Below are 26,078 nucleotides of genomic sequence, written 5' to 3'. Positions count from 1 at the left end.
AGACCGATTTATGGTATCAGCAGCAGAACAAATGGCAGCCAACACAAGCTGGTCTGCCCTTGGTAAAGCCACCGATCTGCGCAACCGCATCCTGTTCACGCTGGCCTTGCTGATCGTCTATCGTCTGGGCACCTTCATTCCGGTGCCGGGCATTGACGGGCAAGCCCTGCGTGAGTTCATGGAACAGGCGGGGCAAGGCATCGGCGGCATGGTTTCGATGTTCACCGGCGGGGCGCTGGGGCGGATGGGTATCTTTGCCCTCGGCATCATGCCCTATATCTCGGCCTCGATCATCGTGCAGCTGCTGACATCCATGGTTCCCGCGCTCGAACAGCTCAAGAAAGAGGGCGAGCAGGGCCGCAAGAAGATCAACCAATACACCCGTTTCGGCACAGTGGCGCTGGCCACCGTTCAGGCCTATGGTCTGGCCGTTTCGCTGGAATCGGGCGATCTGGCGACCGATCCGGGGCTCTATTTCCGCTTCTCGACCATGATCACGCTGGTCGGCGGCACCATGTTCCTGATGTGGCTGGGTGAACAGATCACCGCACGCGGCATCGGCAACGGCATCTCTCTGATCATCTTCGTCGGCATCATCGCCGAGGTTCCGGCCGCGCTGGCCCAGTTCTTTGCAAGCGGACGCAGCGGAGCCATCAGCCCCGCCGTGATCGTGGGTGTGATCATCATGGTCATCGCCGTGATTACATTCGTGGTGTTCATGGAACGGGCCCTGCGCAAGATCCATATCCAATACCCGCGCCGTCAAGCCGGGATGAAAATCTATGAAGGTGGCTCCAGCCACCTGCCGGTCAAAGTGAACCCGGCGGGCGTGATCCCGGCGATCTTTGCCAGCTCGCTGCTGCTGCTGCCGGTGACGATCTCGACCTTCTCGTCGGGTGCGACCAACGGACCGGTCATGTCGTGGCTGCTGGCCAACTTTGGCCCCGGACAGCCGCTTTACCTGCTGTTCTTCGCCTCGATGATCGTGTTCTTTGCGTATTTCTATACGTTCAACGTCTCGTTCAAACCGGACGATGTGGCGGACAACCTGAAAAAGCAGAACGGATTTGTGCCGGGTATCCGTCCGGGCAAGAAAACCGCCGAATATCTGGAATACGTGGTCAACCGCGTGCTGGTTCTGGGCTCGGCCTATCTGGCGGCGGTCTGCCTGCTGCCTGAAATCCTGCGCGGACAGTTTGCCATCCCGTTCTATTTCGGCGGCACATCCGTGCTGATTATTGTCTCGGTGACCATGGACACGATCCAGCAGGTCCAAAGCCATCTGCTTGCGCATCAATACGAAGGGCTGATTGAAAAGTCCCAGCTGCGCGGCAAGGGTAAGAAACGCAACAGGAAGGGAACAGCTCGTCGATGAACATCATTCTTCTCGGCCCCCCGGGGGCAGGCAAAGGAACGCAGGCGCGTCACCTGGTTGAAACCCGCGGTATGGTGCAACTCAGCACCGGAGACATGTTGCGCGAGGCCAAGACCTCAGGCACGGAAATGGGCCAGAAGGTTGCCGCCATCATGGACGCGGGCAAGCTGGTTACGGATGAGATCGTGATCGGCCTGATCGAAGAGAAACTGACCACCCAGAAAGGGGCCGGTTTCATCTTTGACGGCTTCCCCCGGACACTGGCACAAGCCGATGCGCTGTCGGCCCTGCTGACCAAGCTGGGCCAGTCCCTGCACACCGTGATCGAAATGCGCGTTGACGATGACGCGCTGGTCGACCGGATCACCGCACGATCCACCTGTTCCGGTTGCGGCGAGGTCTATAACGACCACACCAAACCGATCCCCGCAGATGGTCGCTGCACCAATTGCGGTGAGCAAAAAGAGTTCACCCGCCGCGCCGACGACAACGAAGACAGCCTGCGCACGCGTCTGATGGAATACTACAAAAAGACCTCGCCGCTGATTGGCTATTACTACGCCAAAGGCGATCTGCGCCCCGTCAATGGGTTGGCGGATATCAAAGAGGTCAGAGCGTCGATCGAGGCTGTTCTGGGTTGAAACCAATATGGGCTTGACGGCGTTGCCAAAAGCCCATATCGACCCCCATCCCTAAAGGGAATCAAGACTGCGTGCGGGATTCGTCCCAACCGCCCCGACCACCTCGAATAATGCTGGACCCTCTGGCCACACTGCCACGGTCAAGCGTTGTGAAAAAAGGTTCTGGAGTTACGGAACCGCAACGAAAAGGAAAGTGACACGTGGCACGTATTGCCGGCGTAAACATCCCGACTGCAAAGCGGGTACCAATCGCCCTCACATATATCACCGGTATCGGCAACACCTCGGCCAAAGCGATCTGCGAAGCCGTGGGCATTGAAGCGACCCGTCGCGTCAACGAACTGTCCGACGCCGAAGTTCTGAAAATCCGCGAATTCATCGACGAAAACTTCACCGTCGAAGGTGACCTGCGTCGCGAAGTTCAGATGAACGTCAAGCGCCTGATGGACCTGGGCTGCTATCGCGGTCTGCGTCACCGCCGCAACCTGCCGGTTCGCGGTCAGCGCACCCACACCAACGCTCGTACCCGCAAAGGCCCCGCAAAGGCCATTGCCGGTAAGAAGAAATAAGAGGGGGTCTGACCGATGGCACGCGACAAGACTCGCATCAAGCGCAAAGAGCGTAAGAACATCGCATCGGGCGTTGCCCATGTGAACTCGACCTTCAACAACACCAAGATCCTGATCTCGGACGTACAGGGCAACGCCATCTCGTGGTCGTCTGCCGGTACCATGGGCTTCAAGGGTTCGCGGAAATCGACGCCTTATGCGGCTCAGATGGCTGCAGAAGATGCAGGCAAGAAGGCGCAGGAACATGGCGTCAAGACGCTGGAAGTCGAAGTTCAGGGCCCCGGTTCGGGTCGTGAATCGGCTCTGCGCGCTCTGGCTGCGGTGGGCTTCAACATCACGTCGATCCGCGACGTGACCCCGATCGCTCACAACGGCTGCCGCCCGCCGAAGCGCCGCCGCGTCTAAGCGATTTCGAATTTGGCTGGGGCTGTGTTTTTGCACGGCCCCAGCACGTCATTTTGAACCTCGGGCGTCTGCACCTTGTTGGTCATGGGGCGCGGACAGGAATGGAGGGATTACATGATCCACAAGAATTGGGCAGAATTGATCAAGCCGACCCAACTGGACGGCAAGCCGGGCAACGACCCTGCACGTCAGGCAACCCTGGTTGCTGAACCGCTGGAGCGTGGCTTTGGTCTGACGCTGGGCAACGCGCTGCGCCGCGTTCTGATGAGCTCGCTGCAAGGCGCGGCTATCACCAGCGTTCAGATCGACAACGTCTTGCACGAGTTCTCCTCGGTCGCGGGCGTTCGTGAAGACGTCACCGACATCATCCTGAACCTCAAGGGCGTTTCCCTGCGCATGGAAGTCGAAGGCCCCAAGCGCCTGTCGATCAATGCCAAAGGCCCCGCAGTTGTCACCGCTGGCGACATCAGCGAAAGCGCCGGTATCGAGGTTCTGAACCGCGACCACGTCATTTGCCACCTGGACGATGGCGCCGACCTGTTCATGGAACTGACCGTCAACACCGGCAAGGGCTACGTCTCGGCTGAAAAGAACAAGCCCGAAGACGCACCCATCGGCCTGATCCCGATCGACGCGATCTATTCGCCGGTCAAAAAGGTTGCCTATGACGTTCAGCCGACCCGCGAAGGTCAGGTACTGGACTATGACAAGCTGACCCTCAAGATCGACACCGACGGTTCGATCACGCCGGAAGACGCGTTGGCTTTTGCCGCGCGTATCCTGCAGGATCAGCTGTCGATCTTCGTCAACTTCGACGAGCCGGAATCGGCTGGCCGTCAGGACGAAGACGATGGTCTGGAGTTCAACCCGCTGCTGCTCAAGAAAGTCGACGAGCTGGAGCTGTCGGTCCGTTCGGCAAACTGCCTGAAGAACGACAACATCGTCTACATCGGCGATCTGATCCAGAAGACCGAAGCCGAGATGCTGCGCACCCCGAACTTCGGCCGCAAGTCGCTGAACGAGATCAAGGAAGTGCTGTCCGGCATGGGTCTGCACCTCGGCATGGATGTCGAGGACTGGCCGCCCGACAACATCGAAGATCTGGCGAAGAAATTCGAAGACGCCTTTTAAGCCGTTGCCGGGCTGAAGCCCGGCTTACGGTTTGTACAAAACGGACGCTCCGCCCTGTGCGGGGCGTACAAAACGAAAGATCCGGGCAATCCCGCCCCAAGGAGAGCCGGTGACACGCATCGCCGGCCAGACAAAGCAAAACGCTAAAGAAGGATTAAGAAAATGCGTCACGCACGTGGTTATCGCCGCCTGAACCGTACTCATGAGCACCGCAAGGCTCTGTTTGCGAACATGGCTGGCTCGCTCATCGAACATGAGCAGATCAAGACAACTCTGCCCAAGGCAAAAGAACTGCGCCCGATCATCGAAAAGCTGGTCACTCTGGGCAAGCGCGGCGACCTGCACGCTCGCCGTCAGGCCGCAGCACAGCTGAAAGAAGACAAGGACGTCGCGAAGCTGTTCGAAGTTCTGGGCCCCCGCTACGCCGAGCGTCAGGGCGGCTATGTCCGCATCCTGAAAGCAGGCTTCCGCTATGGCGACATGGCCCCGATGGCGATCATCGAATTCGTTGATCGTGACGTCGACGCCAAAGGCGCAGCCGACAAGGCACGCGTTGCGGCCGAAGAGGCAGCAGAAGAATAAGATCAGGGACAGTGCTGATCAGAAACCTCCGTTCGGGCAACCGGGCGGAGGTTTTTCTTTTGGTGCATCGCTGGCTTGCAATCATGGTCCGGGGCCAGCATATCTTGGCTGACCCAAAAACCGGAGCTTCCATGATCCGTACCCTTATAACATTGGCGCTTTTGACGCTTGCCACCACCGGTCATGCCGAAACCAAGGTGCCGCAGTCGCAGGCCGAAATCAGCCTTGGCTTTGCACCGGTGGTCAAGCAGGCCGCGCCTGCTGTGGTCAATATCTACGCCAAGATCGTGCGCGAGGGACGGGTCAATCCGCTGTTCTCGGACCCGTTCTTTCAGGACTTCTTTGGCCGTGGGTTCAATGAGCCGCGACAGCGTGTGCAGAACTCGCTGGGGTCTGGTGTCATCCTTTCGACCGATGGGTATGTCGTGTCCAACTACCACGTCGTTGGCACGGCGACCGAGATCCGCGTTGTCACAACAGACCGCCGCGAATACTCGGCGCAGGTGGTGCTGGGCGACAGGGAAAGCGACATAGCGATCCTGCGTCTGGACGAGGCCGAGGGCCTGCCGCACCTGGACTTGCGCGATTCCGACCATGTCGAAGTGGGCGAACTGGCGCTCGCCATCGGCAACCCGTTTGGCGTGGGTCAAACCGTGTCGTCGGGCATCATCTCGGGGCTGGCGCGGACCGGGACGGCTACGGGCAATGCGCGGGGCTATTTCATTCAGACCGATGCGGCGATCAATCCGGGAAACTCGGGCGGCGCGTTGATCGATGTGAACGGTGATCTGATCGGGATCAACACCTCAATCCTGACGCGCTCGGGCGGGTCCAACGGGATCGGCTTTGCCATTCCGGCCAATCTGGTGGCGGAATTTTTGCGGCAGGCCAAGGCGGGCAATGAAAGCTTCATCAGCCCGTGGGCCGGTGTTTCAGGTCAGCATATGAGCGCGGATATCGCTGAATCTCTGGGCCTTGCCATCCCGCTTGGTGTCGTCATTTCGGACATGCATGACCTGAGCCCGCTGGCACAGGCCGGTCTGCGTGTTGGTGACGTTGTCACCCATGTAGACGGGGATGAGGTCAACTCCCCCGCCGAGATGAAGTTCCGCATGTCGGTTGCGGGCGTGGGCGGAACCTCGGTCCTGACGCGTCTGCGCGGGGATAACAGCGCCGAGGTCGAGGTTGCCCTGATCAAAGCACCAGACACGCCTGCAGCCCAAGAGACCACGCTGGGCGAAGAAACGGTGCTGCCGGATCTGACTGTTGCGCGGATCAACCCTGTGACCATTACTCGATTTGGCTTGTCCCTGTCGCAAAAAGGCGTGGTTGTTGTTGATCCCGGCCCATACGGAGGCCGCGCGGGCCTGCGCGCTGGCGACGTTCTGAGTGTCATCAACGGCGCAGGGATCGCGCGCCCCGCCGATGTGGTCAAAGCCCTGACCGATCCGGGGCGCAGGTTGAATATGGATATTTTGCGCGGTGGGCGGTCAGTGTCGCTGCGGTTCCGGTTGTGATTGATGGCTGATCTGTTCGATACTGGTTCGTCCGAACCCGCCGAGGCACCGCACCGCCCGCTGGCTGACCGGTTGCGCCCGCAAACTTTGGCTGAGGTGATCGGGCAACAACAGGTGCTGGGCCCTGACGCGCCACTGGGTGTAATGCTGGCCTCGGGCAGCTTGTCCAGCCTTGTGTTCTGGGGGCCGCCCGGGGTTGGCAAGACCACGATTGCGCGGTTGTTGGCGCAGGAAACGGACCTACATTTCGTGCAGATCAGCGCGATATTCACGGGTGTTCCGGATCTGAAGAAGGTCTTTGAAGCCGCGAAAATCCGGTGTCAGAACGGTCAGGGGACACTGCTGTTTGTCGATGAAATCCACCGTTTCAACAAGGCGCAGCAAGACGGGTTTCTACCGCATATGGAGGATGGGACCATCCTGCTGGTGGGCGCGACCACCGAAAACCCGTCGTTCGAGTTGAACGCCGCTGTTCTCAGCCGGGCGCAGGTGTTGGTTCTGGAACGGCTTGGGCTTGGTGATCTGGAACATCTGACCCAGCGCGCCGAGAAAGAGCTTGGCCGCGCTTTGCCTTTGACTGCGGCGGCGCGGGATGCCCTGCAGGAAATGGCGGATGGTGACGGGCGGGCTTTGCTGAACCTGATCGAGCAGGTCTCGGCATGGAAGGTCGACGCACCTTTGGATCCGGATGCGCTGTCGACCCGGCTGATGCGGCGGGCAGCCAAATACGACAAGTCGGGGGATGAGCATTACAACCTGATCTCAGCCCTGCACAAATCGGTGCGCGGGTCTGATCCGGATGCCGCGCTTTACTGGTTTGCTCGGATGCTGACCGGGGGCGAAGACCCGCGCTATCTTGCGCGTCGGATCACGCGGATGGCAGTCGAAGATATCGGTCTGGCCGATCCGCAGGCACAGGCGATCTGCCTTCAGTCGTGGGAGACATACGAACGCCTCGGCTCGCCCGAGGGCGAATTGGCGCTGGCGCAGGCGTTGGTCTATCTGGCATTGGCTCCGAAATCGAACGGGGCCTATGTCGGCTATAAGGCGGCGATGCGGCTGGCCAAACAGTCGGGCAGTGAACCGCCGCCCAAGCACATCCTGAACGCGCCGACATCGTTGATGAAAGATCAGGGATATGGCGCGGGCTATTCCTATGATCACGACGCCGAAGATGGGTTTTCAGGGCAGAATTACTTCCCCGAGGACATGAAGCGCCCGGTTCTGTATCAGCCCGTCGAACGCGGGTTCGAGCGCGAGTTGAAAAAACGGCTGGAGTATTTCGGCAAACTGCGCGCGCAGCGTGGCCCGGTTCAGGGCTGACTTGACTCTTTGCCCTAGGCGCGCGACAGACGCGCAGGTTTTTCAGGCACTGACACAGATGCAAACCGGGCGGGTCAGCCGCGCGGGACAAGGGGCAATGGCATGAGTGGCGTACAGATGATCACCGTCGCCGAGGGCGACAGCGACCAGCGGCTGGACCGCTGGCTGCGGCGCATGTTCCCGCATGTGGGTCAGGGGCGCATCGAAAAGATGTGCCGCAAGGGAGAGCTGCGCGTGGACGGCGGCCGGGTCAAAGCATCGACGCGGCTGGAGGCCGGGCAGGTCGTGCGTGTACCGCCTCTGCCGGATGCCGATCACAAGCCTGCCGAGGTCAAGCGCCGTATTTCGGATGCGGATGCCAAGATGATCCAATCCTGCGTGATTTACCGCGACGATCACGTTCTGGCGCTGAACAAGCCGCATGGCCTGCCGGTTCAGGGCGGCAGCGGCCAGACCCGCCATGTCGACAGCCTGTCCGAGGCCCTGCGCTTTGGGCTCGATGAAAATCCGCGCCTTGTGCATCGGCTCGACAAAGACACATCGGGCGTTCTGCTGATGGCCCGCACGCGCGAGGCGGCCAAAGGGCTGACTGCAGCATTCCGGCATCGTAACACGCGTAAGATCTATTGGGCCTTGGTTGCGGGAGTGCCGACGCCTTATCTGGGCGAGATCAAGACCGGGCTGGTGAAGGCTCCGGGTCATGGCAAGCAGGGTGAGGGCGAAAAGATGATCGCGGTGCATCCCAGCGAGGTCAACGATACCCCCGGTGCAAAACGCGCGCATACACTTTACGCCACGCTTTACCGGGTTGCAGGCCGTGCCGCCTGGGTGGCAATGGAGCCGGTCACAGGACGGACGCATCAGCTGCGGGCACACATGGCCGCGATCGGGCATCCGATTATCGGAGACGGCAAATATGGCGGCTCGGGGCAGGAAAACCTTGGCGATGGCTGGGGTGCGCAACTGGGCGGGGTCATCAGCCGGAAACTGCATCTGCACGCGCGGCGATTGTCTTTTGAGCATCCCGCATCTCATAAAACGATCACCATAACCGCGCCCTTGCCCGAGCACATGAAAGACAGTTGGGACACGTTGGGCTGGACCGAAGATCTGGCCGCTGACGATCCGTTTGAGGCCCTGCAATGAGCGCAAGGCTCAGGCTGGTGCTGTTTGACGTCGATGGCACGCTGGTTGACAGTCAGGGCAGCATCGTTGCAGCGATGACCGCCAGTTTTCAGGCGCTTTCACTACCTGCGCCGGACCGGGTGGCCACGTTGTCAATCGTGGGTTTGTCACTGCCGCAGGCTATGGCGCGACTGGCACCCGATCAGTCTGCCGAGGTTCAGGCACGACTGGTTGACGGATACAAGCACGCCTACCACGCGCACCGGCTGGAACAGGGCGCTGCACGCTCTCCGCTCTATCCCGGCGCGCGCGATGTAATCGAAGCGTTGCACCAATCGCCGGAAGTTCTGCTTGGGGTCGCCACCGGAAAATCCCAGCGTGGTCTGGACGCCTTGCTTGAGGCCCACGATCTTGGGTCATTCTTTGTGACCCGACAGGTTGCGGATCATCACCCGTCAAAACCGCATCCCTCAATGATCGAAACGGCCTTGTCAGAAACCGGCGTGGCATCAGGCGATACGGTGATGATCGGTGATACGAGCTATGACATGGAAATGGCCGCAGCGGCTGGCGTGACCGGGATCGGTGTCAGTTGGGGCTACCACAAGCCCGACGCGATGCATTCGGCGGCGTACATGATCGACCAATTTGATCAATTGCCGGATACACTGGCCAGGATTTGGGACTAAAAGATGAGCGACTGGAAACCAAAACGCTTCTGGACATCCGTCGCGGTGGTCGCGGATGGCGAAGGATACACCGTCGAACTGGATGGTCGCCGTGTCAAAACACCTGCCAAGGCAGCTTTGATCCTGCCCACCCGTGCAATGGCCGAGGCGGTGGCCGCCGAATGGGATGCGCAGGAGAAAGAGGTCGATCCGACCACCATGCCCTTCACCCGGTCCGCCAATGCAGCGATCGACAAGGTGCAGCATCAGCGGGCCGAGGTTGCGGACATGCTGGCCGATTACGGCGATTCGGATTTGCTGTGCTACCGCGCCACGCACCCCGAAACGCTGCAGCAGCGGCAGGCGGATCAATGGGATCCGGTGCTGGATTGGGCGGCCGAGACGCTTGCTGCGCGTCTCATCCCAGTGATGGGCGTCGTGCATCAGCCGCAACCGGCGAATGCGCTTGCGGCCCTGCGGCAGCGGGTTCATGCAATGGACGCGTTCCAGCTGGCAGCGTTTCATGACCTTGTCAGCCTGTCAGGCAGCTTGATTCTGGGTTTTGCAGCGGCGCAGAACTGGCGCGACGCGGACGAAATCTGGGCGATCTCGCGCCTGGACGAGACATGGCAGACTGAACAATGGGGCCATGACGACGAAGCTCATGCGGCTGCGGAAACAAAGCGGGCGGCCTTTTTGCACGCCAAGCGCTTCTACGATCTATCGTTTTGATCCTTTCCGCCCCTTTTTATCGCGCGACACTATAAACCAGCATGATTGATCCATTGTTTTAGCTGATCCTGCCCTTGACGTTTGTTGATGAATACGCCCAAACTCAGGCCACTAAAGGGGAGACACCTTTTGGGTAACCTGTCTGGCATGGGAGTGCCGGATCGAACCGTGCCTTCAAAAGGGCGCGGACAATCAGGAAGAGGTAAAAATGAAAAAATCCGTAATCTTGGGCGCGGCAACGATTGCCGGTCTGGCTGCTGGCGCAGCTGCGGCGGGCACTGTGGATGACGTCAAGGCACGCGGCAAGCTGAACTGTGGCGTTACCACCGGCCTGGTCGGTTTCGCAGCGCCTGACGCGAATGGCGAATGGAAAGGCTTTGACGTTTCCATGTGCCGCGCTGTTGCCGCTGCCGTTCTGGGTGATGCAAACGCTGTCGAATATGTTCCGACCACCGGTAAGACACGCTTTACCGCGCTGGCTTCGGGCGAAATTGACATGCTGGCCCGTAACACCACATGGACCTTCAGCCGCGACGTCGACCTGAAGTTCGAATTCGTGGGTATCAACTACTACGATGGTCAGGGCTTTCTCGCTCCCAAGGCACTGGGCGTAAGCTCGGCCAAGGAACTGGACGGTGCGACCGTTTGCGTTCAGACCGGCACCACGACCGAATTGAACCTGGCGGATTTCTTCCGCTCGAACAACATCAGCTATGAGCCGGTTCCGGTTGAAACCAACGCGGAAGGCCAGCAGCAGTATCTGGCAGGTGCGTGTGACGTCTACACCACCGACGCATCGGGTCTGGCCGCAACGCGTGCTACCTTCGAAAACCCCGGTGATCACATCATCCTGCCCGAAATCATCTCGAAAGAGCCGCTGGGCCCGCTGGTCCGCCACGGCGATCACGAGTGGGGCGATGTTGTCCGCTGGACTCTGAACGCGCTGATCTCGGCAGAAGAGCTGGGCGTCACATCGGTCAATCTCGAAGAGATGGCAGGTAATGCCGACGCGAACCCTGAGGTCAAGCGCCTGCTGGGCGTCGAAGGCACTCTGGGTGAGATGCTGGGACTGGACGCCGACTGGGCAGCGCGCGCAATTGCGGCTGATGGTAACTACGGCGAAGTCTTTGCCAAGAACATCGGTGAAGAAACCCCGATCGGTCTGGCACGTGGCCTGAACGGCCAGTGGACCGATGGCGGCCTGCTGTACTCGCCGCCGTTCCGCTAATATCCATTGAAAAGGGCGCAGGGTAACCTGCGCCCTTTTTAAAACAGAATGCTACGGGCTGCTCGAGAGCGGGGAAAACCTCGCCGGTAATGTGGCACCCGAAAAGCACGGGGATTCCAAAATATGTCAACTATGACTGACCCACCGAAAGCTGACTTTCGGTTGTCTATGCTCATAAACGACACCCGCTATCGCTCACTGACATTTCAGGTGATCGCGGCCATCGTTATTGCGCTTAGCATCTGGTATCTGGGCAACAACCTGATCCAGAACCTCCGGGCCGCTGGCCTGAACATCTCTTATTCTTTCCTGGGTGACCCTGCCGGGTATGATATCAACCAGGTTCTGGTGGAATACGACAGCCAATCCTCGCACGCGCGTGCGGCTGTCGTTGGGCTTCTGAATACACTGCTGGTGGCGTTTCTTGCCTGTATCACCGCGACGTTTTTTGGAGTGATCGCCGGTGTTCTGCGCCTGTCGAACAACTGGCTCGTCTCGAAACTGATGGCAGTATATGTCGAGATCTTCCGGAACATTCCGGTTCTGATCTGGATTATCATCATCTTCACCATCATGACGGCGGTGCTTCCTGGGCCGCGGGCCTTCCGGGGTGACAATCCGACCTCCAGCATGGTTCTGGATCTTTTCGCGTTCACGAACAGGGGCGTATACATACCCCGTCCTGACCTCACAAACGGGTTCTTCAGTTCGACTTTCCTGAACTGGGTTCTGGTCCTCGTCGTTTTGGTTGGATCCTGGTTTGTTTCCAAGGAAATCGAAAAACGCGCGACACTGAAACAAGAGGAAACGGGTGAGCGTCCAAAGACGCTGCTGCCAAAATTGGCGGTCTGGCTGGTGCCGTTCGTGATCCTCATGTTCCTGATGGGCCTGACTTGGAATGTCCCCGAACTGAAAGGCTTTAACTTCAGCGGTGGCATCAAGGTTGGTGGTCCTCTGATCGCATTGTGGTTCGCCCTGTCGATCTACACCGGTGCCTTTATCGCGGAAAACGTGCGCGCGGGCATTCAGGCCATTTCGAAAGGCCAGACCGAGGCGGCGGCTGCTCTTGGTTTGCGTCCGGGCCGGATCATGAATCTGGTGATCCTGCCGCAGGCGTTGCGGGTGATCATCCCGCCGCTGATCTCGCAGTATCTGAACATCACCAAGAACTCCTCGCTTGCGATTGCGGTTGGCTATGCGGATATCACCGCCACGCTGGGCGGTATCACGCTGAACCAGACCGGTCGCGCGATTGAATGTGTGCTGTTGCTGATGTTGTTCTATCTGACAGCTTCACTGCTGATCTCGATGGTGATGAACATCTACAACGCATCCGTCAAGTTGAAGGAGCGCTGAGCCATGGCTGATCAATCAACAAACCCGATCGCATTTGTGGCCGATGGCACCATCCCTCCGTCGCCACCCCCGGCAAACGAAACCGGAATCGTCAAATGGCTGCGCGAGAACCTGTTCTCGGGCGCGACGAACACGATCCTAACCGTGCTCTCGCTGGTGCTGATCTACCTCGTTTTGAAGAACACACTGCCGTGGATTCTGAATGGGGTTTGGAATGCTAACTCGTTGGCCGAATGCCGCGAGATTTTGGCAGGTAAAACCGGGGCCTGTTTCGCCGTTCTGACGGAACGCTGGCCGCAGCTGATCTACGGGTTCAAATACCCGGATGAGGCCTACTGGCGCCCCAATCTGGCGTTTGTGCTGATGCTGGTTGCGTTTGCGCCGGTTCTGTTCTTCGACCTGCCGCGCAAGCTGCTAATCTTCACTGCACTCTACCCGTTTATCGCCTTCTGGCTGATCTGGGGGGGCACCATACTGGTTCCCATCGTTGCACTTGTGGGCTGTGTCGCAGCAGGTGCGGTGTTCCAGAAACTTGGCCGGAACAGCTTTGCGGCTGGCTTTTTCGGGGCGATCATTGTCGCTTTGATCATCTGGAATGTTGGCGGGGCTCTGATCCCCGAGGATGCCAACGAAGGCGCTATGCTTACCGCTGTGCCCAGTCGTGATCTTGGCGGGTTCATGCTGAACATGATGCTGGGTGTGACCTGTGTGTCGTTGTCGATCCCTCTGGGCATTGCATTGGCACTGGGTCGTCAGTCAGACATGCCGCTGATCAAGTGGGTCTGCGTCATCTTCATCGAATTCGTGCGCGGTGTGCCTCTGATCACGCTGCTGTTTGTTGCTTCGGTGATGCTGGCGTATTTCTTCCCGCCTGACAGCACGGTCGACCTGTTCCTGCGCGTCGTGATCATGATCACAATGTTCTCGGCCGCCTATATCGCCGAGGTGATCCGCGGCGGTCTGGCAGCGCTTCCACGTGGACAGTACGAGGCAGCAGATAGTCTGGGCCTGGATTATCCGCAGGCGATGCGGCTGATCATCCTGCCGCAGGCTCTGAAGATCTCGATCCCGGGTATCGTGAACGTGGCCGTGGGCCTTTTCAAGGATACCACACTGGTTTCGGTCATCTCGATGTTCGATCTGGTGGGCATGATCCGGGGCCCCATCCTGGCGTCAACCGAATGGAACGGCGTCTATTGGGAGCTTCTGGGCTTTGCCGCGCTTCTGTTCTTCGTCGTCTGTTACGGCATTTCTCAATATTCCCAGTGGCTCGAGCGTCGCCTTGCCACGGATCATCACTAAGGAGTTCAACACATGTCTGAACTTGCAGTAGAACGCGAAATCGACCGCTCGAAGATGCAGGTGAGCGACGAGGTCGCCATCGAAATCAACGGCATGAACAAGTGGTACGGGTCCTTCCACGTGCTGCGCGACATCAATCTGACCGTCAATCAGGGCGAGCGGATTGTTATTGCGGGCCCGTCGGGCTCGGGCAAATCCACCCTGATCCGCTGTCTGAACGCGCTGGAAGAGCATCAGCAGGGCACGATCATCGTGGACGGCACCGAATTGTCGAATGACCTGAAAAACATCGACAAGATCCGGTCCGAGGTTGGCATGGTATTCCAGCACTTCAACCTGTTCCCGCATCTGACCATTCTGGAAAACTGTACGCTGGCCCCGATCTGGGTGCGCAAGACGCCCAAGAAAGAGGCCGAAGAGCGCGCAATGCATTTCCTGGAAAAGGTGAAAATCCCGGATCAGGCGCTGAAGTATCCCGGCCAGCTTTCAGGTGGTCAGCAGCAGCGTGTGGCGATTGCGCGAAGCCTGTGCATGATGCCCCGGATCATGCTGTTCGATGAACCGACCTCGGCGCTGGATCCCGAGATGATCAAAGAGGTGCTCGACACCATGATCGAACTGGCCGAGGAAGGTATGACCATGCTGTGTGTGACGCACGAGATGGGCTTTGCCCGTCAGGTCGCCAACCGCGTGATCTTTATGGATGCCGGTCAGATCGTGGAACAGAACGAACCCGAAGAGTTCTTCAACAACCCGCAGAGCGAGCGGACCAAGCTGTTCCTCAGCCAGATTCTGGGTCACTAAAAGTAGGATAGGGTTCCACCCCATCTGCGCAAGATCAAGGCGAGGGGCACCCCTCGTCTTTTTCTATTCCAGCAACGCGCGTGGGATGACAAAGCCCTGAACCTCGCCGCTGCGCCATTCCAAACCCACCCAATCCGCGATATCAAACCGGATCACCGTCGTCGCGCAGGTCGGGTAGTCAAAGAACCGCTCATGATCCGGCGCCTGCCGCACCAGACGTTCAGCAAAATCCGCTATGCCGGGGTTGTGCCCCAGCATCAGAACGGTCTGCCCGGTGGCCTGCCTCAGCTGCGTCAGCATGGCCAGCACGCCCGCATGGTAGAGGTCGCGGTGAAACGAGACCTTGTCGGCCTGTAACCCCATTCGCTCCCACGTCTCGCGGGTGCGCGCAGATGTCGAGCTTTGCACCTCATCCGGCAGCCAGCCATGTTCACGCAGCCACGCCCCGATTGCGGTGGCCGATTTGCGCCCACGCTTGGTTAGCGGCCGGTCATGATCGCCAAGCGTGGGATCATCCCAACTGGATTTCGCGTGGCGGGTCAGGATCAGGGTGCGGGTCATGACGGGTGAAAGGCCCTCATATGGTGGGCGGATTGTTCCGGGTCACGTGCAGCACCGGCGCTGAGTGGGCAGGCCAGCCGCGCCAGACAACCGCCGGTCATGCAGGTCTGGCCCTCCGGTGTATTCAAATGGTCATGACAGGCGGCGACGTTGTAGAATTCCTTGATGTTCAGCGCCTCGACCGGGCAGGCTGTGGCGCAGGGGGCAGGGCAGGTGGTGCAGGGCGATACGCCTGCGGTCTCGGGGATATCGAACTCCCCGGCAAAATGCAGCGCGCCCCGGTACGAGATCATCATGCCCACCGTATCATGCACCAAGGCCCCAACCGGGCTGCTGAACGCCCGCCCGGATTTCAGCGCCCAGTCGATGAAGGGCGCGTAGGGTGGCCCGCCAAAGGGGAAATGCGCCTGCGCGCCCAGCTCTTGCGCCATCTGTCCGATCACCCGCGTTGACCAGCGATCCACCGGATCAGGCCCACCCCATTCCGGTGCGGCTTTCAGCACTGGCCAAAATGCGCCAGCGGTGCCCAGCAGGATCAGGGTGCCTGAATCAAGCTGCTTGGCCTGCACCCGTTGCGGATGCAGCGCGCCCATCACGATCAGACCAGCGGCCTGTGCCGCCTGTTCAACGCGCGTGAAATCTGGGTTGGTAAGTGCGGAGGTGCTCGACCCGTTCATGTTGCGCCCCCTTGTGCCAATCAATCAGGCCGGATCAGCGAGCCCGCGCCGTGCTCGGTAAACAGCTCTAACAGCACGGCGTTCGGGGCGCGTCCATCCAGAATGACCACCGCCCGTACACCGCTATGCAGCGCATCCAGCGCGGTTTCTGTCTTGGGGATCATACCGCCCGCGATGGTGCCTTCCAGTGTCATCTCGCGGATTTGTCCGGCTTTCAATTCTGTAACAACGTCTCCGGCGGCGTTCTTGACACCCGAAACATCGGTCAGCAGCAGCAGGCGATCCGCCTTCAATGCCGAGGCAATCGCCCCCGCAGCCGTGTCGCCATTGACGTTGAACGTCTCTCCATCCCGGCCAGCACCCAAAGGCGCGATCACGGGGATCACATCATGCGAAAACAGGTCATGCAGCACCTTGGGGTTCATCTGCGAGGGAGAGCCCACAAACCCCAGCGACGGATCGGTCTGGTCGCAGATCATCAGGTTCGCATCCTTGCCCGACAGTCCTACAGCAGACCCACCCTGACCGTTGATCGCCTGCACGATGCGCTTGTTCACAAGGCCGGACAGGACCATCTCGACCACTTCAACGGTGGCTTTGTCGGTCACGCGTTTGCCGCCCACAAATTCAGACTGAATGTCCAGCTTGCCGAGCATCGCGTTGATCATCGGCCCGCCGCCATGCACTATCACCGGGTTCACACCCACCTGACGCATCAGCACCACGTCGCGCGCAAAACTTTCCATCGCCTCGTCGCTGCCCATGGCGTGGCCGCCCAGCTTGATGACGACAATCGCGCCATCGTAGCGCTGCAGATATGGCAACGCGCTGTTGAGTGTGGCTGCGGTGGCGATCCAGTCCCGGTTCATGTCTCTTGTCTTCATGGCTAAGTCCCTCTGGCCCACCGTGTTAGGGCGTTTGGACGGTGCTGCCAAGACCCAAGCTATTCCAGATGCGCGATGATCGAGCGCAGGGTCGGAATGCCATCCCCTTTTTCAGAGGATGTCAGGACGATCTCGGGGAATGCTGCAGGGTGTTTTGACAGCGCCGCGCGGACCTGATCCAGCACCTTTTCGCGGTCCTTGGCCTTGACCTTGTCAGCCTTGGTCAGAACGACCTGAAAGGTCACGGCGCTGGTGTCGAGCAGCTTCATGATCTCGGCATCGACCGGTTTCACCCCATGACGCGCATCAATCAGGACGAAGGCGCGACGCAGGGTCTGACGGCCGCTCAGATACTGTTTCAACAGCCGCTGCCATTTCTCGACCACCTTGATCGGCGCGTTCGCATAGCCATAGCCGGGCAGGTCGACCAGATAGAGCTCGGGTCCCTGTGTGAAAAAGTTGATCTCTTGCGTGCGGCCTGGCGTGTTTGAGGCGCGCGCCAGCCCCTTGGTGCCGGTCAGCGCATTGATCAGGCTGGATTTGCCCACGTTTGAACGGCCTGCAAAGCACACTTCCAACCGATTTGGGGCAGGCAGACCGTCCATGGCCACGACGCCTTTGACGAACTCGGATTCACCCGCAAACAGCTTTCGCCCGGTTTCTTTGGCCAGCGCGTCGGGGTCTTCGGCCAGGGGAAACGGAAGCGTGGTCATAGCACCTGCACCTTGTCGCCAGTTCGTACGGTTCCGCCTTCCAGCACTTCGGCATAGACGCCGAAATCCTGATGGCTCCAGCTATTGAGTACACCCAATGTATCCGCGTCACGCTCGCCCGTTTCGGGGTTGGCAGTCGTCGCAAGACAACGCGTGATACGCTCACGGACGTGGAAGACCGCCTCTCCGATGCGGATGTCGCGCCCCAGCCAGTTGAACTCCTCCCACAACGGCAGGCCATCGAACCAGATATTGCCGCGCCAGCGCACGACAGACAGATCGCGGCCCAGCTTTTGTTCGACCGCCCGGTGCGACGCCATGTTGCACAGGCTGATCGAAGGAAAATCGCTGTCCGTCATACCCCGCCCAGGAACCCGGACGATACGGGCCGAGGCGGCCCGGTCGGCGGGCATCAGCGGCTTAACCCAGTCCAGAAAAGCATCCTGTTGGGTATCGGGCCGGAAACTCAGATCGGGTCGGTCGGGATGGCGCAGGGTGACGCTGTCGCCCTGTAATTCAGCCGAGATTGCCATCAACCGAGGTGCCTTCGCGCCGCGACTGAAATTGGCGCAGGGCGCCCATTCCGAACCGTCGGTCTTGGATGCTTCATGCGCGACCGCCCAAACACGATCCCCGGGCATGGTCTGCCCGGGGGTCATGGTGACGTGATCAAGGCTTTCGCGCCCGTGGCTTTTGATCGGGTGCCGCCACAGGCTGGTAATCGTCCCGGTCATTTGCCGTCCGTCTTTGGCGTTTTCTTGAAACTGGACTTGATATTGCCGAACACGTCCGGCTTATAGCCCTGACTGCGCATGATAAGGTATTGCTGCGTAAACGTGATCGTGTTGTTCGCAATCCAGTAGACCACCAGCCCGCTGGCAAAGCTGCCCAGCATGAACATGAACACCCACGGCATCCACGCAAAGATCATTGCCTGAGTCGGATCGGTTGGTGCCGGATTCAGCTTTTGCTGCAGCCACATGGATACACCCAACAGGATCGGCAGGATGCCAAGGAAGATCAGCGCCATGAACGTGTCGGGCTGCGGCCCGGCCCATGGCAGCAGGCCAAAGAAGTTCATGATCGAGGTCGGGTCCGGCGCGCTGAGGTCCTGGAACGGACCAAACCACGGCGCCTGACGCAGTTCGATGGTGACAAAGATCACCTTATACAGCGAGAAGAAGATTGGGATCTGCATCAGGATCGGCAAACAGCCTGCGGCCGGGTTCACCTTTTCCTTCTTGTACAGCTCCATCATGCCCTGCTGCATCTTCTGGCGGTCGTCGCCAGCGGCTTCTTTCAGGGCCTCCATCTGCGGCTGCAATTCCTTCATCTTCGCCATCGAGACGTAGGACTTGAACGCCAGCGGGAACAGGATCGCCTTGATGATCAGCGTCAGGCCAATAATCGACCAGCCCATATTGCCGATCAACACGTTGATGTTGTGCAGCAGCCAGAAAATCGGCTTGGTCAGGAAGAAGAACCAGCCCCAGTCGATGCTGTCGATGAATTTCTGAACGCCTTCGGCCTGATATTCGCGGATGGCCTCCCATTCCTTTGCACCCGCAAACAGGCGGGTTGTCACTTCGGCGGTTTCGCCGGGCGCGACGGTCAGCGTCGGCAGAACCGTTTCGGTCTGATAGATTTTGCGCCGCGCGTCATATTTTGCCGCCGCCTTGAAGGCCGATCCCGGCTCGGGGATCAGGGTCGTCATCCAATAGTGATCGGTGAAGCCGATCCAGCCGTCTTCCTTGACCTGAAACACCTCGGCCTGCGCGCGTTCGGCCGGGTCGATGTCGAAATCACGCACGTCGCCATAGTCGATCTCGGCCAAAGTGCCATCGGCCATGCCGATCACGCCTTCATGCAGGATGAAAAAGTTCTTCAGCTCGGGCAGGTCGCCATCCTCACCGATGCCGTGCCGCGCCAGAATGCCGTAAGGGGCCATGCCCACCTCGGATTGAGAGGCGTTTTCAACCGATTGCGTGACCGAGAACATATAGTTTTCGTCAACCGAAATCGTGCGGCGGAAGGTCAGGCCATTGCCATTGTCCCAGGCCAGGGTAACCGGGGTGTCCACACCCAGCGCGTCACCCTGTTCCAGTGTCCACAGTGTGTTGGGCCCGGGCACATCGGTGCCCGCCAAACCCGATCCGGGGGCCCAGCCATAAAGCGCATAATAGGCCGACTCCGATCCGACGGGTGATAACAGTTCAACAATCGGAGCGTCTTCCGCCAACGAGACCTTGTAGTCTTTCAAATACAGCTCATCGATGCGCCCGCCCGACAGGGACAGGCTGCCCGACAGGCGGGGGGTGTCGATTTGCACGCGCGGGGCTTGTGCCTCGGGTTGGGTATCCGCGGCGGCGGCAGTTGCCTCGCCAACGGTGGTCGTCCCGGCCGCGCTGGGTGTTTGAACCTCGTCGCCATCGGTGGCGCTGATTTCGGTTGGTTCCTGGGTCGTAGTTTGTTCCGGCGGAGGGAACAACACGAACCACACAAGGATCACCAAAAAACTGAGTGCGGTTGCGAGGATAAGATTCTTGTTCTGATCGTCCATCGGGGACAGCCACCTTGCGCAGTGAAAGACACCCGGTGGGTTCAACAGAGTGCAGCCCCAAAGGTCAAGTGGAATCGCCTCTGAATCGGCTGTGACACAGAGTTCCGGTGCAATGGCAGGTGCAATTCACCCGGTTTTGCGGCCAATTTCGGGTGTTCCCTGACGTTTCGCCCGATAGGCGGTGATCCAGTCGACGGTTTTCTCGAACGGCATGGGCTTGCCGATACCAAAACCCTGAACATGGTTGGCGCCCAGTTGTGCCATCAGCGCGTGCTCTCCGGTGGTTTCGACACCTTCGGCCAGAGTTTCCACGTTCAGTCGCTCGGCCATCGTCAGGATGGCGCTGACCAGCTGTTGCTGGCTGGGGTCCTTGTCGGCCTTGGCCACAAAGCTGCGATCGATCTTGATGCGCGACACGTCGAACCGCTTGATCGATGCGATCGAAGCGTGACCGGTTCCGAAATCATCCAGATCAATGTAACAGCCAAGCGATGCCAGTGCGGTGACGTTGCGGGTGATCACATCGTCCGGCCGTCGCGAAAACACGGTTTCCAGAACTTCGACCGCCAGCCGGTCCGGCGTCAGGTCGAATTGGTCCAGTTCCCATTTCAGACGGTCGCTCAGGCCGGGATTGCGCAATTCGTCGGATGCGAAATTCACGCCAATGCGGGGCACAATAGTGCCTGCCATATCCCACGCGTGCATCGCCGCAAAGGCATGGTGGCGGATGACCTGCCCCAGACGTTCCATCAATTCGGCCTGTTCGGCAAAGGGCAGGAATACCTGCGGCCCCATGATGCCTTTTGTGGGGTGTTCCCAACGGGCCAGCGCCTCGAACCCGGTGATCTGGCCGGTGTCGGTCGAGACCTGCGGTTGGAACCATGGGCGCACGTCCCCATTGTCCAGCGCACTCAAAAATTCCTTTCGCAGATTGGCACGTACCAACGAGCGGCGACGCGTCTCACTGGAATAGGCGCGAATCGTTGATGGCCCGTTGCGCTGTGCCTCGGCCAGCGCGGCCGCCGCTGCGTCGGCCCAGTCGTCCGCGTCTTCGGGCAATTCCGACAACAGGCAGAAACCGATCGAACAAGACAGATAAATGCTGGCCCCGTTCAGCAAAAACGGTTCTTCGACCGCGCCCTGAATGCGGCCCGACATCTGAACACATGCCTCAAGATCAAGATGGGCTGAGGGCGTCAGGCCGATCAGGAACCTGTTCTGGCTAACCTGAGCAAAAAGATCCTGATTGCGGACCATCGCCAGAATACGGTCTGCGAATTGCAGGGTGACGTGATTTGCCGCCGCCTGCCCGTGCAGGTCCAGAATATCCGCGTAGTCGTCAAAAGAGACAGCAAGGCAGGCGGCGTTTTCGCCGGATTTCTGCGCCTCGGCCTGAATGGTCTGCAATTCAGCGTGGAAAATGTCCACCGGCACCGAGCCGGTTGGTCGCGCTCCGGCGGCGTGGGCCGTGAACGCCCGCGAACCCGACAGGCCCATCACGGCAAAGGCAAGTGGCAATCCCAGCGCGGTGCCCAGCAATGCCGCCTCGCCCCCCAGCCAAAAGGCGGCAAGGCAGACCGCTGGCACAAAGGCCAGCGCGGGAGGGCCGGTCAGCCCCGTCTGCAATGCATTGAGGAATCGTTCAGCAATGAGATCTATCCGCATCTGTCTTACGGCCTTTGACTTGTGCAAGGTACGCTTGCACCGACCGTAGGAAAGCAATCTGAGTCAGTCGTTAACGCAGGTCAGGAATTTCACCTGAATTTTCGTCGATTTTGACGGGACTTAACGAAAGGTTTTCGAAATCGAACAGTTTCGGGTCCAACAGATGCGAAGGGCGGGCATTTGTTAACGCCCGGAACATAACCTGTCTGCGACCGGGGCTGTTTTTCTCCCACTGATCCAGAATCTGTTTGACCTGCTGGCGCTGCAGCCCGTCCTGACTACCGCACAGATCACAGGGAATGATGGGATAGTTCATCGCTTTGGCGAATTTCTCGCAATCGGCCTCGGCCACATGGGCCAGCGGGCGATAGACGAACAGATCGCCTTCTTCGTTGACCAGTTTCGGCGGCATGGTGGCCAGCCGCCCGCCATGGAACAAGTTCATAAAGAATGTCTCAAGAATATCGTCGCGATGATGGCCCAGAACGACCGCCGAACAGCCTTCTTCGCGCGCGATGCGATAGAGGTTGCCGCGCCGCAGGCGCGAACAGAGCGCGCAATAGGTGCGGCCCTCTGGAACCTTGTCCATCACCACCGAATAGGTGTCTTGATATTCGATGCGGTGAGGCACTTCCATCCGCGAAAGGAACTCGGGCAGGACCGTGGCAGGAAAGCCCGGCTGACCCTGATCCAGATTGCAGGCCAGAAGATCGACGGGCAGGAGGCCACGCCATTTCAGCTCGTACAGCACCGCCAGCAGGGTATAGCTGTCCTTGCCACCCGAGAGGCAGACCAGCCAGCGGGGCGTTTCCCCTTCGCGACGGTCCACCATCCCGTATTGCTCGATCGCCTCGCGCGTTTGGCGCACGATGCGTTTGCGCAGCTTCTTGAACTCGGTGGTCGAGGGCGCACCGGCAAAGAGCGGATGGATATCGTCGGCTTCGTCAAACATGGGGCGGGCCTATCGCAGATGGGGGAACCGGGCAAGGGTCGGGGTCATTCGTCGGGCACCGGGTCATAGCCGTCGCTGCCCCAGGGATGGCAGCGCCCGATGCGCCGCGCGGCAAGCCATGCGCCTTTCACAGGGCCATGCTTTTCCAGCGCCTCAAGCGCATAGGCAGAACAGGTGGGCTGATAGCGGCAGTTGAACCCGACCCACGGGCTGAAGATCAGCCGATAGGCCCGGATGGGCAGGGCGAGGATATGGGCAAACAGAGTCATTTGCCGCCATGCAGTTTGCGCAGGGCATGGCGCAGATCGTCTTTCAGCGCATCAAAGGGACGGGCAGCGGTGACCTCGGCGCGGCCGATCAGCACGTAATCCCAGCCGTCGCGGCCCTGTTCGGGCAGAACGGCGCGCGCGGCCTCGCGCAGGCGGCGCTTGGCGCGGTTGCGGGCAACGGCATTGCCAACCTTTTTGGAACAGGTGAACCCGACTCGGGTCCCTGCAGCTTCGTCCGGGCGGCGCTGTCGCGCCTGTACCATCATCGAGGCCGTGCCCTGACGTTTCGCGCGCGCAGCCTGCAGAAAATCCGAGCGTTTCTTCAGAACCGTCAATGAAACACGCGCGCAAACGGACGCCGCCGGGGGCTTGACCCTCGGCTGGTTGTTACCATCCTCAGGGGCCTCCGGCGGCGTCATGTTCATAACCTGAAAGGTCGAGCGGTCTTACGCGCTCAGCGACTTGCGGCCACGGGCGCGGCGCGCATTCAGGATTTTGCGGCCGGCTTTGGTGGCCATGCGCGCGCGGAAACCGTGGCGGCGTTTGCGAACCAGGTTCGAAGGCTGATAGGTGCGTTTCATCGCTCCGTCTCCAATCTATAGCGGTGGGTGCGGCGCGGATTCGCCTGGCCCTAATGTTCGAAGCCCGTCCTCTACTGGCAAGACGGGGTTAAGTCAAACCCCTAGGTGGGGGTTTTGACGCTATTTGCAACAATTCTGTAACCAGCACCAGCAAAAGGTTTCAAAATACCGGGTCTGGCGGTCAAAACCCTCACATTCCCTGCCACAAACATCAACGCCGCGTGAGGCCCCTGTTGCGCGGCCCGCAGGCGTCGCATGTTACAGTCAGAATGAAACGAACCAAACCGGACACCCTGATGAGCGATACAACTCAGGCCCCGCGCAGCGGGCTTGCGCGCCATATCCCCTTACTGGTGATTCTCGCCGTTGCTGCGGTGGGGTTCTTTACGCTGGGCGACTATCTGACTTTTGAAACCCTGCGCGACAACCGCGAGGCACTGTTGGCGTGGCGTGATGCGAATTACTGGGCGATGGCGGCCGCGTTTGTCGGCATTTACATCGTGATCGTAGCCTTTTCTCTGCCCGGAGCCGCGGTGGCCTCGATGACCGGCGGGTTCCTGTTTGGCCTGATTGCCGGAACTGTGTTCAATGTCTTTGCCGCAACCATCGGGGCCTCGGCCATCTTTCTTGCGGCCCGCTGGGGGTTAGGGGAATCGCTGACCGCCCGGCTTGAATCCTCGGAAGGGACGGTCAAGAAACTCAAGGACGGGCTGCGCGAGAATGAAATCTCGGTCCTGTTCCTGCTGCGTCTGGTGCCGGTGGTGCCATTTTTCGTGGCCAATCTGGTGCCCGCGCTGGTGGGGGTAAAGTTCCGCAACTTTCTATTCACCACGGCGCTGGGCATCATCCCGGGCGGTATCGTTTATACATGGATCGGCGTCGGGCTGGGCGGCGTGTTCGACCGTGGGGAAACGCCGGACGTTTCGCTGCTGTGGGAACCGTTTGTCATCGGCCCGATCATCGGCTTGTGTGTCCTGGCGGCTTTGCCGATTGTGATCAAATCCCTCCGTGGCCGAAAGGACACCTGACCCATGCAAGAGATCAAGACCGATATCCTGGTGATCGGCGCCGGGTCGGGCGGGTTGTCCGTGGCTGCCGGGGCCAGCCAGATGGGCGCAGATGTGGTCCTGCTGGAAGGACACAAGATGGGGGGCGATTGCCTGAACTTTGGCTGCGTACCCTCAAAAGCCCTGATTGCCAGTGGCAAGGTCGCCTACGGGCAGGCCCATGCCGCTGCCTTTGGCGTCGCAAATGTGGTGCCGCAGGTGGATTATGCCGCCGCCAAGGATCATGTGCATGACGTGATCGCCCAGATCGAGCCGATGGACAGTCAGGAGCGGTTCGAAGGCTTCGGCGTCAAGGTCATCCGTGAATTCGGCAGCTTCGTTTCCCCCACGCAGGTCAAGGCCGGAGATCACCTGATCACCGCGCGCCGCATCGTGGTGGCCACCGGATCGTCGCCTCTGGTACCGCCGCTGCCGGGGTTGGATCAGGTGCCGTACGATACCAACGAGACCATATTCGACCTGCGCGACAAGCCCGATCACCTGCTGATCATCGGCGGTGGTCCCATCGGGATGGAAATGGCGCAGGCGCATATCCGGCTGGGCTGCAAAGTCACGGTGATCGAAGGCATGACGGCGTTGGGCAAGGACGACCCCGAGGCGGCTTCGGTCGTGTTGGACAGTCTGCGGGACGAGGGCGTCGCGATCCACGAAAACGCCATGGTCGCCCAGATACGCGGCAAGGCAGGAGCCATTGAGGTCGTCACCGAGAACGGAGAGATCTACGCAGGTACTCATCTGCTGCTGGCTGTTGGGCGGAAGGCCAATATTGACCGGCTGAACCTCGAAGCCGCAGGGATCGACAGGACACGCACCGGGATTAAAGTTGATGAGTCGCTGCGGACATCCAACCGCAAAGTCTATGCCATCGGCGACGTGGCAGGCGGGATGCAATTTACACATGTCGCAGGGTATCAGGCTGGGGTCATCATCCGCTCGGCCCTGTTCGGGTTGCCGTCCAAGGCCAAGACCACACATATCCCATGGGCCACCTATACCGACCCGGAACTGGCACAAGTGGGTCTGACCGAGGCGCAGGCGCGCGACGCCCATGGGGACAAGCTGGAAATCGCCCGCTTTGACTGCCACCACAATGACCGCGCGATTTCTGAGCGCAAAACGAAGGGGTTCATTAAGGTCATGGTTGTAAAAGGCCGCCCCGTGGGCGCTACAATCGTAGGGCATCAGGCGGGCGAATTGATCAACTTGTGGTCGCTGGCCTTGGCCAATAACCTAAAGATGGGCCAGATCGCCGCGATGGTTTCCCCTTATCCGACGATCGGAGAGCTTAACAAACGCGTGGCGGGTGCCTATTTCTCGCCAAGGCTGTTTGAGAATCAAACGGTTAAGAAAGTGGTCAGGTTTGTCCAACGCTGGATTCCCTGACCGAAGGA

General features: G+C 59.8%; 28 protein-coding genes. 17 read left to right on the top strand and 11 right to left on the bottom strand.

All coding sequences use genetic code 11. From position 1 onward, the window contains the following. Positions 1-10: 10 nt before the first annotated feature. The 15 genes from secY to ACR0FG_RS19240 all read left to right on the top strand — a co-directional run bounded on the left by secY (position 11) and on the right by ACR0FG_RS19240 (position 14,758). The gene (gene secY / locus ACR0FG_RS19310; protein WP_480894853.1) at positions 11-1,375 is read left to right on the top strand and encodes a preprotein translocase subunit SecY; all 1,365 of its coding nucleotides are present in this window, start codon (positions 11-13) and stop codon (positions 1,373-1,375) included. Continuing rightward, positions 1,372-2,016, top strand: coding sequence for an adenylate kinase (locus ACR0FG_RS19305; protein WP_170716678.1), 645 nt, complete (start codon positions 1,372-1,374; stop codon positions 2,014-2,016). The genes secY and ACR0FG_RS19305 overlap by 4 nt, the downstream gene beginning before the upstream one ends. A gap of 200 nt (positions 2,017-2,216) precedes the next feature. Further along, on the top strand, positions 2,217-2,585 hold the full coding sequence (rpsM, locus tag ACR0FG_RS19300; RefSeq protein WP_170377641.1) for a 30S ribosomal protein S13: 369 nt from the start codon (positions 2,217-2,219) through the stop codon (positions 2,583-2,585). Positions 2,586-2,600: 15 nt separating this feature from the next. Beyond that, entirely contained in the window at positions 2,601-2,990 is a 390-nt protein-coding gene (rpsK, locus tag ACR0FG_RS19295; protein WP_170462414.1) for a 30S ribosomal protein S11, read from the top strand. A 114-nt stretch (positions 2,991-3,104) separates the two neighbouring features. Continuing rightward, positions 3,105-4,121 (top strand): DNA-directed RNA polymerase subunit alpha, encoded by a 1,017-nt coding sequence (locus ACR0FG_RS19290; RefSeq protein WP_010437127.1) that lies wholly within the window; start codon positions 3,105-3,107, stop codon positions 4,119-4,121. A 162-nt stretch (positions 4,122-4,283) separates the two neighbouring features. Next, positions 4,284-4,703, top strand: a complete 420-nt coding sequence (gene rplQ / locus ACR0FG_RS19285) for a 50S ribosomal protein L17 (protein ID WP_170334079.1) — start codon at positions 4,284-4,286, stop codon at positions 4,701-4,703. Positions 4,704-4,834: 131 nt separating this feature from the next. Beyond that, positions 4,835-6,220 (top strand): trypsin-like peptidase domain-containing protein, encoded by a 1,386-nt coding sequence (locus ACR0FG_RS19280; protein WP_480894851.1) that lies wholly within the window; start codon positions 4,835-4,837, stop codon positions 6,218-6,220. Between the two features lie 3 nt (positions 6,221-6,223). Next, entirely contained in the window at positions 6,224-7,543 is a 1,320-nt protein-coding gene (locus ACR0FG_RS19275) for a replication-associated recombination protein A (protein WP_480894849.1), read from the top strand. A 102-nt stretch (positions 7,544-7,645) separates the two neighbouring features. Continuing rightward, on the top strand, positions 7,646-8,689 hold the full coding sequence (locus ACR0FG_RS19270) for an RluA family pseudouridine synthase (protein WP_480894847.1): 1,044 nt from the start codon (positions 7,646-7,648) through the stop codon (positions 8,687-8,689). Continuing rightward, positions 8,686-9,357, top strand: a complete 672-nt coding sequence (locus ACR0FG_RS19265; protein ID WP_480894845.1) for an HAD-IA family hydrolase — start codon at positions 8,686-8,688, stop codon at positions 9,355-9,357. Before ACR0FG_RS19270 ends, ACR0FG_RS19265 begins: the two co-directional genes overlap by 4 nt. Positions 9,358-9,360: 3 nt before the next feature. Continuing rightward, positions 9,361-10,068, top strand: coding sequence for an ATP12 family chaperone protein (locus tag ACR0FG_RS19260; RefSeq protein WP_480894843.1), 708 nt, complete (start codon positions 9,361-9,363; stop codon positions 10,066-10,068). A 208-nt stretch (positions 10,069-10,276) separates the two neighbouring features. Beyond that, positions 10,277-11,296: an amino acid ABC transporter substrate-binding protein gene (locus ACR0FG_RS19255; protein ID WP_170716693.1), complete on the top strand. Its 1,020-nt coding sequence runs from the start codon at positions 10,277-10,279 to the stop codon at positions 11,294-11,296. Positions 11,297-11,419: 123 nt separating this feature from the next. Next, complete coding sequence (locus tag ACR0FG_RS19250) at positions 11,420-12,652, top strand: ABC transporter permease subunit (protein ID WP_170716695.1); 1,233 nt, start codon at positions 11,420-11,422, stop codon at positions 12,650-12,652. Positions 12,653-12,655: 3 nt separating this feature from the next. After that, complete coding sequence (locus ACR0FG_RS19245) at positions 12,656-13,954, top strand: amino acid ABC transporter permease (RefSeq protein ID WP_480785233.1); 1,299 nt, start codon at positions 12,656-12,658, stop codon at positions 13,952-13,954. A 12-nt stretch (positions 13,955-13,966) separates the two neighbouring features. Beyond that, entirely contained in the window at positions 13,967-14,758 is a 792-nt protein-coding gene (locus ACR0FG_RS19240) for an amino acid ABC transporter ATP-binding protein (protein WP_480894841.1), read from the top strand. A gap of 63 nt (positions 14,759-14,821) precedes the next feature. On the opposite strand, the gene ACR0FG_RS19235 is transcribed toward ACR0FG_RS19240, so the two are convergent. The 11 genes from ACR0FG_RS19235 to rpmH all read right to left on the bottom strand — a co-directional run bounded on the left by ACR0FG_RS19235 (position 14,822) and on the right by rpmH (position 23,620). Further along, positions 14,822-15,319, bottom strand: coding sequence for a SixA phosphatase family protein (locus ACR0FG_RS19235; protein ID WP_480894839.1), 498 nt, complete (start codon positions 15,317-15,319; stop codon positions 14,822-14,824). Continuing rightward, positions 15,316-15,996, bottom strand: a complete 681-nt coding sequence (locus ACR0FG_RS19230) for a ferredoxin (protein WP_480894836.1) — start codon at positions 15,994-15,996, stop codon at positions 15,316-15,318. The genes ACR0FG_RS19235 and ACR0FG_RS19230 overlap by 4 nt, the downstream gene beginning before the upstream one ends. Positions 15,997-16,016: 20 nt before the next feature. Further along, positions 16,017-16,880 (bottom strand): acetylglutamate kinase, encoded by an 864-nt coding sequence (argB, locus tag ACR0FG_RS19225; protein WP_170716704.1) that lies wholly within the window; start codon positions 16,878-16,880, stop codon positions 16,017-16,019. A gap of 59 nt (positions 16,881-16,939) precedes the next feature. After that, positions 16,940-17,593: a ribosome biogenesis GTP-binding protein YihA/YsxC gene (yihA, locus tag ACR0FG_RS19220; protein ID WP_480894834.1), complete on the bottom strand. Its 654-nt coding sequence runs from the start codon at positions 17,591-17,593 to the stop codon at positions 16,940-16,942. Next, a complete protein-coding gene (locus tag ACR0FG_RS19215; protein WP_480894832.1) occupies positions 17,590-18,327 on the bottom strand; it encodes an MOSC domain-containing protein in 738 nt (245 codons plus the stop codon). Before ACR0FG_RS19215 ends, yihA begins: the two co-directional genes overlap by 4 nt. Beyond that, a complete protein-coding gene (yidC, locus tag ACR0FG_RS19210) occupies positions 18,324-20,153 on the bottom strand; it encodes a membrane protein insertase YidC (protein WP_480894830.1) in 1,830 nt (609 codons plus the stop codon). The genes ACR0FG_RS19215 and yidC overlap by 4 nt, the downstream gene beginning before the upstream one ends. Before the next feature lie 126 nt (positions 20,154-20,279). Continuing rightward, on the bottom strand, positions 20,280-21,818 hold the full coding sequence (locus ACR0FG_RS19205) for an EAL domain-containing protein (protein WP_480894828.1): 1,539 nt from the start codon (positions 21,816-21,818) through the stop codon (positions 20,280-20,282). Positions 21,819-21,888: 70 nt separating this feature from the next. After that, on the bottom strand, positions 21,889-22,770 hold the full coding sequence (gene ttcA, locus ACR0FG_RS19200; RefSeq protein WP_480894826.1) for a tRNA 2-thiocytidine(32) synthetase TtcA: 882 nt from the start codon (positions 22,768-22,770) through the stop codon (positions 21,889-21,891). Between the two features lie 44 nt (positions 22,771-22,814). Beyond that, positions 22,815-23,039, bottom strand: coding sequence for a membrane protein insertion efficiency factor YidD (yidD, locus tag ACR0FG_RS19195; protein ID WP_170716718.1), 225 nt, complete (start codon positions 23,037-23,039; stop codon positions 22,815-22,817). Beyond that, positions 23,036-23,458 carry a ribonuclease P protein component gene (gene rnpA, locus ACR0FG_RS19190; RefSeq protein WP_170716721.1) on the bottom strand — a complete coding sequence of 141 codons (423 nt, stop codon included), beginning with the start codon at positions 23,456-23,458 and terminating at the stop codon, positions 23,036-23,038. Before rnpA ends, yidD begins: the two co-directional genes overlap by 4 nt. 27 nt (positions 23,459-23,485) lie before the next feature. Next, positions 23,486-23,620 (bottom strand): 50S ribosomal protein L34, encoded by a 135-nt coding sequence (gene rpmH, locus ACR0FG_RS19185; protein WP_005980833.1) that lies wholly within the window; start codon positions 23,618-23,620, stop codon positions 23,486-23,488. Positions 23,621-23,916: 296 nt separating this feature from the next. On the opposite strand from rpmH, the gene ACR0FG_RS19180 reads away from it, so the two are divergent. Then, the gene (locus tag ACR0FG_RS19180; protein ID WP_480894824.1) at positions 23,917-24,648 is read left to right on the top strand and encodes a TVP38/TMEM64 family protein; all 732 of its coding nucleotides are present in this window, start codon (positions 23,917-23,919) and stop codon (positions 24,646-24,648) included. 3 nt (positions 24,649-24,651) lie between these two features. Further along, the gene (locus ACR0FG_RS19175; RefSeq protein ID WP_480894822.1) at positions 24,652-26,070 is read left to right on the top strand and encodes a dihydrolipoyl dehydrogenase family protein; all 1,419 of its coding nucleotides are present in this window, start codon (positions 24,652-24,654) and stop codon (positions 26,068-26,070) included. Positions 26,071-26,078 lie beyond the last annotated feature (8 nt).

Source organism: Ruegeria sp. E1, from assembly GCF_056534225.1.
This window is presented reverse-complemented; position numbering and strand designations above follow the sequence as displayed.